The organism is Dietzia sp. CH92 (genome assembly GCF_032248695.1).
In the GTDB taxonomy this organism is placed as follows: Bacteria; Actinomycetota; Actinomycetes; order Mycobacteriales; family Mycobacteriaceae; genus Dietzia.
In genome coordinates this window covers 19,747-32,531 of sequence record NZ_JAVHXC010000010.1, presented here as the reverse complement: position 1 = coordinate 32,531, position 12,785 = coordinate 19,747, and the positions used below count along the sequence as shown (strand labels likewise).

Sequence of the window (12,785 nt, the reverse complement as noted above, 5' to 3'; positions counted from 1 at the left end):
ATCACCGCCCACCGGCGAGCCACGGGCGCGGGCTCTCCGGTTCCGGTGTCGCGCGGCGTCGCCCCGCCTCGAAGAAGTTCCCCGGCTCGCCGAGCTGCCGGACCGTGTCCAGCACCTCCGCGTGGGCGCGGGGGGCCGCCGCCAGCAGCGACGGCGAGTCGACGGACCACGGCTCCCCCGTCAGATCCGTGACGACCCCACCCGCCGAGCGGATGTGGGAGGCGCCGGCGGCGTTGTCCCACGCGTAGTTGCCGAAGCTCACCGCGGCGGACAGTCGGCCCGACGCGACGAACGACAAGTCGACTCCCGTGGAGCCGAACTTGCGGGTGCGGGCGGCGGCGAGGGTCAGCTGCTCGAACACCTCGCGGCGGTAGGCCGGCGGGTACGTGGTGCGGGCACCGGTGTTGAGCGAGCCGAGCCCCAGCGCCACGTCCCGGATGGAGACGTCGGGCATCGCCGGCGACTCGACACCGTTGACCTCGAGCGGGCCCCCCGCGACCGAGGTGAACCTCAGGCCGAGCAGCGGCAGCCACGTCAGACCGAGCACCGGCTGGCGCTCGTGGACCAACGCCACGAGGATCCCCGCGGTGGGGATTCCCAGGGAGTAGTTGGCGGTCCCGTCGATCGGGTCGACCACCCAGACCGTCCCCTCGTTCACGGGCGGGCCGCCGTACTCCTCGCCGTGCACCTCCAGCCCGGTCCCCTCGCGCAGCGCGTCGGAGATCCGCCGTTCCAACTCGAGGTCGAGTTCGGTGGCGAAGTCGTTGCGCGATCCCTTGTTCTGCACGCCGGGGGCGCCGACGCCCTCGACGAAGCGGGGCGCCACCTCGTCGAGGACCCCCGCCGCCAGCGCGAGCGCCTCGGCGGGGTCGACGGGTAGATCCGTCGGCAGGGTGTTTCCGGTCTGGTCGGGCATCTCGGGCCTCCTGCTCGAGGTCGTGCGGGTGGAGCTACCGGGTGGACTCGGCGCTCGACGGGGTCAGCGACCGCTGACGGCGGCGAGCGCCTCGGGGAGGGTGAACCGGCCGGCGTAGAGCGCCTTGCCGACGATCGCACCCTCGACACCCTGCGGTACCAGCGTCGCGATGGCCTCGAGATCCGCGACCGACGACACCCCGCCGGAGGCGACCACCGGGGCGTCCGTGACCGCGCACACCTGGGAGAGCATCTCCAGGTTGGGGCCGTTGAGCATGCCGTCCTTGGACACGTCGGTCACCACGTAGCGGGCGCACCCGTCCTTGTCGAGACGCTCGAGCACCTCCCAGAGGTTGCCGCCGTCGGAGACCCAGCCCCGGCCGCGCAGGCGCGGTTCACCGTCGACGACCCGCACGTCCAGCCCCACCGCGATTCGGTCACCGTGGCGGGCGATCGCCGAGGCGCACCACTCGGGGTTCTCGAGCGCGGCCGTGCCGAGGTTGACGCGCGCGCACCCGGTCGCGAGGGCGGCCTCGAGCGACTCGTCGTCACGGATCCCGCCGGACATCTCGACCTTCACATCGAGCGCACCGACGACCTCGGCGAGGAGCTCGCGGTTGGAGCCGCGCCCGAACGCGGCGTCGAGGTCCACCAGGTGGACCCACTCGGCGCCGTCGTTCTGCCACTGCAGCGCCGCGTCGAGCGGTGCACCGTAAGAGGTCTCCGTCCCGGCCTCACCCTGGACGAGACGGACGGCCTGTCCGTCGGCGACGTCGACGGCGGGCAGGAGTTCGAGGTATTTGGCGTTGGTCACGGGCATCAGCCTAGTCCGTCGCCACCGGGCCGCTCCGCCTGCCCGCCGGGCTCCTCCCCGTACTCCGCGCGGATCGCGCGATCGGTGAGCCGTCGGGACGTCCACCCCATCGCCGCGACCGTCGCGACGAGGCCGAGGAGGGCGGCGACAGCACGCCCGGCGGGCGGAACGGGCAGAAAGGCGGTCGCCAGCGCGGTGAGTGCCAGACCCGCCACCCCCGCCCCGGCCACCGCCAGGGCGAGGACGGCGAACGACATGTGGGCCGCGCCCCGGGCGCCCTCAGGAGACAGAGCGGATCCAGTTCTCGAGGAGCTGCAGGCCCGCGTCACCGGACTTCTCGGGGTGGAACTGGGTCGCCGAGAGCGGACCGTTCTCCACGGCGGCGATGAACCTGGTCCCGTGCTCGGCCCAGGTCACATCCGGGGCGCGGAGGTGGTCCGAGGGCTCCATCTCCCATCGCTGCACCCCGTAGGAGTGGACGAAGTAGAACCGCTCATCCGCGGGCATCCCGGCGAAGAGCACCGTGCTCGACGGGGCCTCGACGGTGTTCCATCCCATGTGCGGCAGCACCGGGGCGTCCAACTTCTCGACGACACCGGGCCACTCCCCGCAGCCCGGCGCACCCGGGGAGTCCTCGTGCTCGCCGTCGGAGAACTCGGTGCCGCGCTCGAACATCACCTGCATGCCCACGCAGATACCCAGCACCGGGCGGCCACCGGCGAGGCGCTCGCCGATGATGCGCGGTCCCTTGACCGCCTCGAGGCCCTTCATACAAGCGGCGAACGCACCCACACCGGGGACGACCAACGCGTCGGCCTCGGTCGCCACCCGCGGGTCGGAGGTCAGTTCGACCCGCGCCCCGACGCGTTCGAGCGCGCGATGGGCCGATCGCAGGTTGCCGGAGCCGTAGTCCAGGAGCGCTACCCGCGGGGCCGTCTTCGTCATGGAATCACCTTATCGCCGCTGTCGGAGGTCAGATCTCGTACGGGTCGGGTGCGACGTGCGCCCACCGCCGCCGGCCCGCCCACCACCAGGACGATCCCGGCCGCGACGGCGAACAGCGCGACGTACCCGAAGCCGGCGAACACGCCCATGACGACCGACCCTAGTCCGGTGCCGGCGTCGAAGGAGATGTTCCACGACGCGGACGCGGTGCCCAGCCGGGAGCGCGGCATCCGCTCGAACGAGCCCACCAGGGCCTCGTTCTGGACGGCGCCGAACCCGAGGCCGAAGACCACGGTCGGGACGAGGAACCACCACGGGTTCGCCTCCAGGGTCAACAGCCCGGCGATGCCCAGCATTCCGAGAGCTGCGACACCCAACCCCGGCCACACCAGCGCGCCGGGGCCGCGGCGGTCCGACACGAGTCCCGCGACGGTGCGGCCGACGATCACGCCCACACCCAACAGGCCGAGCCCGAGCCCGGCGACCACGGCCCCGCTGCCGGAGACGATCGAGTCGAGGGCCGGTGACAGGAACGACGCCGCGGCGCCGTAGGGCAGCGTCACCGCGACCATCACCAGGAACGGCCCGGCGAGGAGGAACATCACCGTGCGGGGCCCCATCCCCTCGTCGCCGGACTCCTCGGGCGGGGCCGGGAACACGTGGGGCAGACGCACCGCGGCGACGAGTCCGACGACGCCGAAGGCGGTGGCGGCCCAGGCCACGGTCGGCAGCCCGAACACGTCGAGCAGCCACAGGCCGACCGGGAGGAAGAGCGCCTCGGAGATCCCCACGGCGAGGCCGATCAGCGAGGTCGCGCGTCCCAGCATCCCGGGCGGCGCCAGTTCGGCGACGAGCGCGGAGCCGGCGACCGTCATCATGCCGAAGCCGGCGCCGCGCACCCCGCTGACGGCCAGCACCGCGAACGGCCCGTCGAAGACCGCCAGCAGGCCCGACGGCAGGCCCAGCAGGGCGCTACCGATCCCGAGCACCCACCGGTAACCGAGGAACCCCGTGAGCCGGGGGGTGGCCAGCTGGAACAGGACCGTCACCGTCATGAACACGCCGGTGGTGGCCCCGGCGACGAGTCCACTGCCGCCGCCGCGGACCACCGCGAGCGGGACGACCGGCAAGAGCAGGGAGAACCCGCCGAAGGCGAGCAGGACCAGGACGAAGGCCGCGGGGACGCCGGGCGTGCGGACGAGACGCGCGAGCGCCCCCGGGTTCTCGACGCGCGCGCTCACGCCGGCATCACAGCGCGCCCTTGGTCGACGGGATCCCCGTGATGCGGGGATCGGGCTCGACGGCCGCGCGCAGTGCGCGGGCCACGGCCTTGTACTCCGCCTCGGTGATGTGGTGCGGGTCGCGGCCGTAGTGCACACGGACGTGCAGCGCGATCCGCGCGTTGTAGGCGAGGGTCTCGAACACGTGGCGGTTGAGGACGGTGCCGTAGGGCGCGCTGTCGTGGCCCACGATGAGGTACCCGAGCATCATGTCCGGCTCACCGGTGTGCACGCAGTACGGGCGCCCGGAGACGTCGACGACGGCCTCCGCGAGGGTCTCGTCCATGGGGATCGAACACTGTCCGAACCGTCGGATGCCGCGCTTGTCCCCCAGTGCCTGCCCGAAGGCCTGGCCCAGGACGATCGCCGTGTCCTCGACGGTGTGGTGGGACTCGATCTCGATGTCACCCGTGGCGCGGACCGTGAGGTCGAAGGCGCCGTGCTGGCCGAAGGCGGTGAGCATGTGGTCGAAGAACGGCACCCCGGTCGAGATGTCGGTCTGCCCGGTGCCGTCGAGGTCGATCTCCACGACGATGGACGACTCCTTGGTCGTCCTCTCGACGCGGGCCCGCCTCGTTGTCTGCTCGCTCATCGTCTCTCCTCGGTTGCGGGGGCGATCTCCTCGACCGCCAGTTCGGCGCTGACCTGCAGCAACCTGTCGTTCTCGTGCTCGAGCCCGATGGTCGCCCGAAGGCGCCCCGGGATGCCGACGTCACGGATGAGCACGCCTGCGTCCAGGTATCGCCGCCATGCCCGCCCGGCATCGGTGAAGGGTCCGTAGAGCACGAAGTTGGCCTCGCTGGGCAGGACCTCGTAGCCCTGCTCCTCGAGTCCGGCGGTGACGCGTTTCCGCTCGTCGGCCAGGAGCGCGACGGAGGCGAGCGTCTCGTCCGCGTGACGCAGCGCGGCGCGCGCGGCGGCCTGCGCGATCATCGACAGGTGGTACGGCAGCCGGACCAGCAGGACCGCCTCGACGAAGGACGGGTCGGCCGCGAAGTATCCGAGCCGACCGCCGGCGAACGCGAAGGCCTTGCTCATGGTCCGCGACACGACCAGCGTGGCCGGGTACTCCGCCAGCAGGGTGCACGCGCTGGGCGACGGGGAGAACTCCGCGTACGCCTCGTCCACCACGACGATCCCGGGGGCCGCGTCGAGCAGCCTGCGCAGGTCCGCGAGATCCACGACGTGACCGGTGGGGTTGTTCGGCGTCGTGACGAAGAGCAGGTCCGGCTGGTGCTCCTCGATCGCGGCCAGCGCGGCCTCGATGTCTATCGACAGGTCCGTCCCCCGCGGCACGGGGATCCACCGTGTGTCCGTCCCGGACGCGAGGATGGGATGCATGGAATAGCTGGGGACGAAGCCCATGGCGGAGCGCCCGGGCCCACCGAACGCCTGCAGCAACTGCTGGAGGATCTCGTTGGAGCCGTTGGCGGCCCACACCATGTCGACGTCGACCGCGACCCCGGTCTGGCGGGTGAGATAGGCGGCCAGATCGGTGCGCAGTCCCACCGCGTCGCGGTCGGGGTACCGGTTGAGGTCCGTCGCGGCGGCGGACACCGCGGCGGCGATGTCGGCGACCAGTGCGGGGCTGGGCGGGTGCGGGTTCTCGTTGGTGTTGAGCTGCACGGGGACCTCGAGCTGCGGAGCGCCGTACGCGCTCTGACCACGGAGGTTCTCGCGCAGCGGCAGCGCGTCGAGCCCGATCCCGGGGCGGGGGCCGGCGGTCATCGCTCGTCCCGCCCGGCGGAGAGGTCCTCGAAGCGCGCACGCACGGCCTCGCCGTGGGCGGGCAGCCGCTCGGCGTCCGCGAGCGTCACGACCGTCGGCGCGATCTCCTTGAGGGCGGCCTGGTCGTAGTCGACGACGTGGATGCCGCGGAGGAAGGTCTGCACGCTCAGACCGGACGAGTGGCGGGCGGTGCCGGAGGTGGGCAGCACGTGGTTGGAGCCGGCGGCGTAGTCACCGAGCGGGACCGGCGAATAGGCGCCGACGAAGATCGCGCCCGCATTGCGGACGCGGGCGGCGTCGGCCGACGCGTTGCGGGTCTGCACCTCGAGGTGCTCGGCGGCGTAGGCGTCGACCACCCGCAGCCCGGCGGCGATGTCGTCGACGAGGACTATCCCCGACTGTGGGCCCTCGAGGGCCTCGCGCACGCGCTCCGAGTTGAGGGTGACGTCGTACCGGGCCTCGATCTCGCGGTCGACCTCGTCGGCGAACGATTCGGAGTCGGTGACCAGGACGCTGGCGGCGTTCGGATCGTGCTCGGCCTGGCTGATGAGGTCGTAGGCGACGTGCACCGGGTCGGCGGTGTCGTCGGCGAGGACGGCGATCTCGGTGGGGCCGGCCTCGGAATCGATGCCCACCACGCTGCGGCACAGGCGCTTGGCCGCGGTGACGTACACGTTGCCCGGTCCGGTGACCATGTCGACGGGCTCGAGTTCCGCGTCATCGGTGTCGCGGCCGCCGTAGGCGAGCAGGGCGACGGCCTGGGCACCACCGACGGCCCAGACCTCCTCCACCCCGAGGAGAGAACACGCCGCGAGGATGGTCGGGTGTGGCCACCCGTCGGAATCGGCCTGCGGCGGGGAGGCCACCACCAGCGAACCGACGCCGGCGACCTGCGCCGGGACGACGTTCATGATGACGCTGGAGGGGTAGACGGCCTTGCCGCCCGGGACGTAGAGCCCCACCCGCTCGACGGGCACCCACTTCTCGGTGACGAACCCTCCCGGGGCCACCTCCGTCACACTGTCCTTGCGCCGCTGGGCGGAGTGCACGATGCGCGCGCGCCGGATCGCCTCGGACAACGCGGACCGGATGTCCGGATCGAGCTCCGCCGCGGCGCGGGCGATGACGTCGGCGGGCACCCGCACCGTGGCCGGGCGTACGCCGTCGAACGTCTCGCCGTGGTCGAGCGCCGCCGAGGCGCCGTGCTCGCGTACCGACTCGACCACCGGACGGACGGTGTCGACGACGGAGTCGACGTCGGCGGCGCCGCGCGGGAGCGTACGCCTCAACTCGGCCGTGCCGAGCGAGCGACCGCGCAGGTCGATGCGGGAGAGCATGGTGTGGCCTTTCCTCGGGAGCACCGTGGCCGCGGGCCGGATCGGCGCCTGTGTCCCCGGGACGACGGCGGCCATGACCCGCGCGGCCACCCGACCAGTCTAGTGCCGCTCACGTGGTCTGCGACTCGGGCCACCCGCCCACGCGCCCGGCCCGCGCGCCGGGGCCGTCCCCGGACGCCGTGCGCACAGATTGTCAGCCCACGCTCATCATTCGACCGGCACGGTTTCCTAGTCTCACCCGTATGCGGAAACTGCTCTGGGTCATCGGCGCCCTCGCCGTCGTCCTCGTCGTCGTCCTGGCCGCGCCGGCGGTCTACAAGGCGGCGCGCGGTGGCGACGACCCGGCGGCGACCCTGATCGATCCCGGCGCCGCGGACGCGGCGGCGACCGACCTGGACGGCACGTGGGCGGTGGTCCCCGGGGAGTCGCCGCACGAGACGGTGGCGGGCTACACGGTCGACGAGGTGCTGCGGGGTGAGCCGGTGACGGTCGTCGGCACCACCGGCCAGGTCGGTGGCGAGGCCCGCATCGCCGAGGGCGTGCTCGAGGCCGCCCGGTTCGAGGTGCGGATGGACGGCCTGGCCACCGACATCGGCGCGCGCGACGAGCGCGCCCGCCAGCCCGACATCCTCGACGTGGAGGGGCATCCCGTGTCGACGCTCGTCGTGGCCGAGCGAGTGGACCTGTCGGGGATCCCCGACGACGGGACGACCGCGACCGTGCCGGTACAGGTCGACCTCACGGTCAAGGGCACGACGGTCCGCACCCCGGTCGAGGTCACCGTGCTCCGCTCGGGCGACCAGGTCATCGCGTCCGGCGCGATCCCGGTGACGTGGACGGACGTGGGCGTCGAACCGCCGAGCCTGGGGTTCGTCACGGTCGCCCCGGAGGGCACGGTCGACTTCCGGGTGGCACTGCGCAAGCGCTGATCGTCGGGCTGCGGAACCCGGGGGACCCCGACCGCGCCGAAGTTGAGCCACCTCGACTCACCCGAAATTGTCCGGGTGAGTCGGGAATACTCAACTTCGGGGATCGGTTGTAGGGGGCGAGTCCCGGAGAGTCCGGGCGCTCCCCGACCAGTCCTGAAGGAGACCTGCCATGGCCACCAGCAACCGCTTCGATCCGTTCCGTGAGCTCGACCGCCTCCTGGGCGAGGGGCTGCGCAGCGCGACCGCCTCGACCTCCCTGCCGATGGACCTCTACCGGGAGGGCGACCGCTTCATCGGGCTGATCGACATGCCCGGCATGGACCCCGCGAGCATCGACATCGACGTCGAGGACCGGACCCTCACGGTGCGCGCGGAGCGTCGCGCCCCGCTCGACGGTGACGGCCAGTGGCTCATGCACGAGCGCCAGACGGGCACATTCGCCCGCCAGCTCGCGCTCGGCAAGGGCCTGGCCACCGACAAGATCGAGGCCGACTACACCGACGGCGTCCTCCGCCTGGTGATCCCCGTGGCCGAGGAGGCGCAGCCCCGCAAGATCGCCGTCTCGCACGGTGCCCAGCGCACCGAGCAGGCCCAGATCGTCGAGGGTTCGTCCGACCTCGGCAGCTGACCCGGGGAGTCGACACCCACGCGGGTGCCCCGCCGACACGCCGCCGCCCCGGCCTCCCACGAGGTCGGGGCGGCGGCGTGTCAGGCCCCGGCGGTCAGCAGGCGGCGTCCCCCACCACGACGAGGACGTCGGTCGCCCGCGACAGGCCCACGTAGATGCGCTCACGGAGGCGGTCGATCCCCTCGTAGCCGTTGCACACCAGCACGACCGCGCGCCGCTCGAGGCCCTTGAACCCCAGGACGTGGCCGTAGAAGATGTCCTCGCCGGACCAGAAGGTCTCCCAGTAGGCGTCGTTGCCGTCCTCCTGCAGCTCGACCTGCATGGGATGCCGCGAGCCGATGGTCAACAGCGCCACGTCACCGGGCTCCCAGCCCTCGTCGAGCAGCCGCACGGCCTCCTCGTCGCCCACCGCGACCGGGTCCACCCCCTCCGGCACGTCGACGTACCGCACGGCCGGCCCGGTCCCACCGCGTAGCTCCATGCGGTGGCCGGCGAGCGGCAGGAACGCACTCGCGATCTGCCGGGTGTTGCGCAGGTTGTGGTCCAGCACGAGCGGCACCAGATCCACGGGCGGACGCCCGGCGCGTTGGAACACGCTCTGGCCCGCGTCACCGACGATCATCAGGCGACCGTTCTCGCGGTCCCGTAGGGCCCCGACCACGGGCTGCCACCAGCTGTCCGCGAAGTCCTGGGCCTCGTCCACGATCACGGCGTCGAACCTCCTGCCCTCGGGCAGGCCGTCGGCCAGCCCGGACATCAACCGCGGGAGCTCCTCCTCCCACCACCGCCCGGTCTCGGCGGAGCGGATCCGCTCGTCGGGCCCCTCCGGCGCGCCCCACTCCACGCCGAGCGCGTGGAACTCCCCCACGTAGGCCGGCCGCTCGCGGCGCTTCCACCCGCCGGTGACGCGCCTGAGGTAACTGGCCAGCCCGTGGGAGTAACAGATCAGGGCCACCCGCTGCCCGTCCCGGGACAGCCGGCGCGCCTGTTCGAGCGCGAGGTACGTCTTCCCGCTGCCGGCGCCCCCGCGGATCTCGACCCGCGGGAGGGCGTCGACCGCGCGCAGCAGCACGGACTGCTCGCGGGTGAGGGCGTCGGCGATGTCGGCGTTCTCCGCGGCCCGCGCCACCACGTCCCGCTGCGGCAGACCCCGGCCACCGAGGATCTCGGCCAGCGCGTCGACCAACCCCGGGGCGAGCAGCGGCCGGTCCGTGGGGCCGGAGTCGCGGGCCAGCCGGTGGGCGATCGACGCGAGCCGGTCGAGCTGGTCGCGGTCGACGATCCGGTCGCGGGTGATCTCCGGCAGCGCGAAGTCGGCCGGGATCGAGGCGTGGGGGAACACCAGCAGGTGGGTCCACCGCTGGTGCTGCCGCGGCCAGCGCGGATCGTCGTGGACGTATCCGCGCAGGGCGTACAGGGCGTCGCGACACTGGGTGACCGGGTCGATCGTGAACTGCTTCCCGGCACTGCCCTGCAGCCAGCGCCCGTCCTCCACGGTGATCTGTCCCGCCTTGATCTCCATCGCCACGATGCCGGCGCCGGGCATCGCGACGAGGACGTCGACCTCGTGCTCCTTCTCCGCCGTCGACACCCGTTGCCCCACCACGACGAGGCAGTCATCCGCGAGCTGGTCGCGGAGGAGGTCGACGACCGTCTCCTCGGAGGGGTGACCGTAGACGGGGTGAGCGGGGATGACACGGGCCATGAGAGAACTGTTACCCCACGCCGCGCCGGGCGCGGCCGGTACACGCCGGGCCGTCACGACCTCCTGGTGGCCCTGACGACGACGTCGTGGACGGTCGCGGGGACGCCGCCGCGGCCGGCCATCTCGCGCGAGCTCTCCTCCACCGTCGCGATCTCCCACTGGTCGCCGCCCAGGAGCGCGGCGATCTGCGCGGCGGTCACGCTCGCCTCGGCGGGAGGCTGAGATCCCTCGAGCGCACCGGCGTCGCCACCGTGCCCGTGGTGGCCGTGGTGACCGTGGCCGCGGTGCAGGTGCAGGTGCCCCACGATGAACAGCGTGCCGCCCGGCGCGACCCACCCCGCGAGCCGCTCGTAGAACTCCAGCTGCGGGATCGACGGATGGGCGTAGTGGGTCGTGACCAGGTCGTAGCGCCGCCCGGGTTCCCACTCCGCCAGGTCCGCCTCGACCCATGCCACCCGGTCGCCCAGCCCCTCGGCCGCTGCGCGTCGATCCGCGACCTCGAGCGCCCCGGCGGCGATGTCCACCCCGGTCACCCGCCAGCCCCGCGACGCCAGCCACAGCGCCTCGGCCCCGGCCCCGCACCCGGCCTCGAGCGCCGTGCCGGGTTCCAGACCGGCGACCTCGCGCACGAGGTGGGGGTTGGGTGGCGCGACGGACATCGACGAGCCCCGTGCGCCGGCCCAGACCGCGTCCCAGTAGTCGGCGTCGAAGTCGTGCGTCATCGGTCCACCCCCGCGGTGCCCGCGACGCGCCCCTCCGCCCGGGCCCCGGCGCGCGCGGCGACCGCACGCTCGAGATCCGCGGTGATCAGCGCCGTGTTGAGGAACTGCGCCGCCCGGGCGCCCTGCGCGGCGGCGGCCCCGACCTGGGCCATGAGGTCCGTGCAGTTGCCGGCCGCCCACACGCCCGGAACCGGGGTGGCGCCGGTCTCGTCGGTCGCGATGTACGTGCCCACCGGGTGATCCGCCGCCGTCACGCCGATCGCCGTGTACGGCCCCGTCCGCACCGTGAGACGACTGCCCACCACCACCGCGTCGAGTCCGATGACCTCGTCGTCGTCGACCCTCACGCCGACCACCCGCCCACCGTCGACCTCCACCCGCGAGATCCCACCCTCGACGATCGGGATCCCCAGCGCGTCCAGGTGCTCGCGGTCCCGCACCTCGACCGGCCGCCCGTCGGTGAGGAAGGTGATGTCGCGGCTCCACTGGTGGAACAGCACCGCCTGGTGAGCGGACATCGGGCCGGTCGCGATGACGCCGATCCGGCGGTCGCGCACCTCCCAGCCGTGGCAGTACGGGCAGTGCAGGACGCCGTGCCCCCACTGACCGCGGAGGCCGGGGATGTCCGGCAGTTCGTCGGTCACGCCGATCGCCAGCAGCAGCGTACGGGTGTGCAGCTCCGACCCGTCGGCCAGCACGACGTCGAACCCGTGCCCGGCCGCCCGCGTGTCCACGACCTCGCCCCGGAGCACCTCCCCGCCGTAGCGCCCGACCTCCGCGCGGCCCCGTGCGAGGTACTCCGACGGCGCCACTCCGTCCAGCGCGAGCAGGCCGTGGATCCCCTCCGCCGGCGCGTTGCGCGGCCGCCCCGCGTCGACGACCGTCACGTGGCGCCGGGCCCGGGCCAGCGTCAGCGCCGCGCTCAGACCCGCCGCCGCGCCGCCCACCACGATCACGTCCCTCACGTTCCCGACCTGCGTGTCCATCACGGTCTCCCCCGCTCCGGGCCGTCGGTATCCGGCCCTCGTCCCACGACGATGACCCCGCCGACGTGCCGGCGCAAGATTCCTTGCCGGAGTGGCAAAATGGGTCCATGAGCGACCCGACCGCCCAGACCCTCACCGGCGTGGGCCCCCGCCTGCGGTCCCTGCGACGGCGCCGCGACATGACACTCGCCGAGCTCGCCGACAAGACCGGCATCTCCACCAGCACGCTGTCGCGACTCGAGTCGGGACAGCGCCGCCCCACCCTCGAACTGTTGCTGCCGCTCGCACGGGCGCACGGGGTCACGCTGGACCACCTCGTCGACGCCCCGCCGACCGGCGACCCCCGTATCGCCCTGCGGCCCGTCACCACCGACTACGGCGCCACCGTGATCCCGTTGTCACGCCGGCCGGGCGGGATCCAGGCCTACAAGTTCGTGCTGCCCACCGGGAGGGACGACGACGAGCCGCACCTCCACGTCCACGACGGCCACGACTGGGTGTTCGTCCTGGACGGCCGACTCCGACTGGTCCTCGGCGAGCACGACCTCGTCCTCACGCCGGGCGAGGCGGCCGAGTTCGACACCCGCACCCCGCACTGGTTCGGCGCCACCAGCGCCGGCCCGGTCGAGTTCCTCAGCCTCGTGGGGCGGCAGGGCGAGCGGGCGCACGTGCGGGCGCGGCCGGCGCGGGAGTGAGCCGCCTCGGCCTGCGGAGTGACATCCGTCCCGTCTTGCCGACACCATGTCGGCATCTTGTCGACACGGTGTTAGCATCTTTCGCGTCCACAATGACGACG

Annotated in this window: 14 protein-coding genes; 3 read left to right on the top strand and 11 right to left on the bottom strand. The window is 73.0% G+C overall.

The genetic code is table 11. The features are described from left to right. Position 1 precedes the first annotated feature (1 nt). The 8 genes from RWK90_RS16280 to hisD form a co-directional block, all read right to left on the bottom strand. Entirely contained in the window at positions 2 to 916 is a 915-nt protein-coding gene (locus tag RWK90_RS16280; RefSeq protein ID WP_314038671.1) for an inositol monophosphatase, read from the bottom strand. 63 nt (positions 917 to 979) lie between these two features. Then, positions 980 to 1,735, bottom strand: a complete 756-nt coding sequence (gene priA, locus RWK90_RS16275; RefSeq protein ID WP_314038669.1) for a bifunctional 1-(5-phosphoribosyl)-5-((5-phosphoribosylamino)methylideneamino)imidazole-4-carboxamide isomerase/phosphoribosylanthranilate isomerase PriA — start codon at positions 1,733 to 1,735, stop codon at positions 980 to 982. Continuing rightward, entirely contained in the window at positions 1,735 to 1,986 is a 252-nt protein-coding gene (locus RWK90_RS16270) for a hypothetical protein (protein WP_314038668.1), read from the bottom strand. Before RWK90_RS16270 ends, priA begins: the two co-directional genes overlap by 1 nt. A gap of 22 nt (positions 1,987 to 2,008) precedes the next feature. After that, on the bottom strand, positions 2,009 to 2,674 hold the full coding sequence (hisH, locus tag RWK90_RS16265; protein ID WP_314038667.1) for an imidazole glycerol phosphate synthase subunit HisH: 666 nt from the start codon (positions 2,672 to 2,674) through the stop codon (positions 2,009 to 2,011). After that, positions 2,671 to 3,915: an MFS transporter gene (locus RWK90_RS16260; RefSeq protein ID WP_314038666.1), complete on the bottom strand. Its 1,245-nt coding sequence runs from the start codon at positions 3,913 to 3,915 to the stop codon at positions 2,671 to 2,673. The genes hisH and RWK90_RS16260 overlap by 4 nt, the downstream gene beginning before the upstream one ends. A 7-nt stretch (positions 3,916 to 3,922) precedes the next feature. Continuing rightward, complete coding sequence (hisB, locus tag RWK90_RS16255; RefSeq protein ID WP_314038665.1) at positions 3,923 to 4,546, bottom strand: imidazoleglycerol-phosphate dehydratase HisB; 624 nt, start codon at positions 4,544 to 4,546, stop codon at positions 3,923 to 3,925. Further along, positions 4,543 to 5,682 carry a histidinol-phosphate transaminase gene (locus tag RWK90_RS16250; protein WP_314038664.1) on the bottom strand — a complete coding sequence of 380 codons (1,140 nt, stop codon included), beginning with the start codon at positions 5,680 to 5,682 and terminating at the stop codon, positions 4,543 to 4,545. Before RWK90_RS16250 ends, hisB begins: the two co-directional genes overlap by 4 nt. Beyond that, positions 5,679 to 7,019 carry a histidinol dehydrogenase gene (gene hisD / locus RWK90_RS16245; RefSeq protein ID WP_314038723.1) on the bottom strand — a complete coding sequence of 447 codons (1,341 nt, stop codon included), beginning with the start codon at positions 7,017 to 7,019 and terminating at the stop codon, positions 5,679 to 5,681. The genes RWK90_RS16250 and hisD overlap by 4 nt, the downstream gene beginning before the upstream one ends. A 242-nt stretch (positions 7,020 to 7,261) precedes the next feature. Between hisD and RWK90_RS16240 the strand changes: the two genes are divergently transcribed. After that, on the top strand, positions 7,262 to 7,948 hold the full coding sequence (locus tag RWK90_RS16240; protein WP_314038663.1) for a YceI family protein: 687 nt from the start codon (positions 7,262 to 7,264) through the stop codon (positions 7,946 to 7,948). A gap of 169 nt (positions 7,949 to 8,117) precedes the next feature. Further along, the gene (locus tag RWK90_RS16235) at positions 8,118 to 8,576 is read left to right on the top strand and encodes an Hsp20/alpha crystallin family protein (RefSeq protein ID WP_314038662.1); all 459 of its coding nucleotides are present in this window, start codon (positions 8,118 to 8,120) and stop codon (positions 8,574 to 8,576) included. 94 nt (positions 8,577 to 8,670) lie between these two features. On the opposite strand, the gene RWK90_RS16230 is transcribed toward RWK90_RS16235, so the two are convergent. The 3 genes from RWK90_RS16230 to RWK90_RS16220 are packed head-to-tail and all read right to left on the bottom strand — an operon-like array spanning position 8,671 to position 11,989. Next, on the bottom strand, positions 8,671 to 10,281 hold the full coding sequence (locus RWK90_RS16230) for an AAA family ATPase (protein WP_314038661.1): 1,611 nt from the start codon (positions 10,279 to 10,281) through the stop codon (positions 8,671 to 8,673). 53 nt (positions 10,282 to 10,334) lie between these two features. Further along, positions 10,335 to 11,003: a class I SAM-dependent methyltransferase gene (locus RWK90_RS16225; protein ID WP_314038660.1), complete on the bottom strand. Its 669-nt coding sequence runs from the start codon at positions 11,001 to 11,003 to the stop codon at positions 10,335 to 10,337. Continuing rightward, on the bottom strand, positions 11,000 to 11,989 hold the full coding sequence (locus RWK90_RS16220; protein ID WP_314038659.1) for an NAD(P)/FAD-dependent oxidoreductase: 990 nt from the start codon (positions 11,987 to 11,989) through the stop codon (positions 11,000 to 11,002). Before RWK90_RS16220 ends, RWK90_RS16225 begins: the two co-directional genes overlap by 4 nt. 107 nt (positions 11,990 to 12,096) lie before the next feature. On the opposite strand from RWK90_RS16220, the gene RWK90_RS16215 reads away from it, so the two are divergent. Beyond that, entirely contained in the window at positions 12,097 to 12,684 is a 588-nt protein-coding gene (locus RWK90_RS16215) for an XRE family transcriptional regulator (RefSeq protein WP_314038658.1), read from the top strand. Positions 12,685 to 12,785 lie beyond the last annotated feature (101 nt).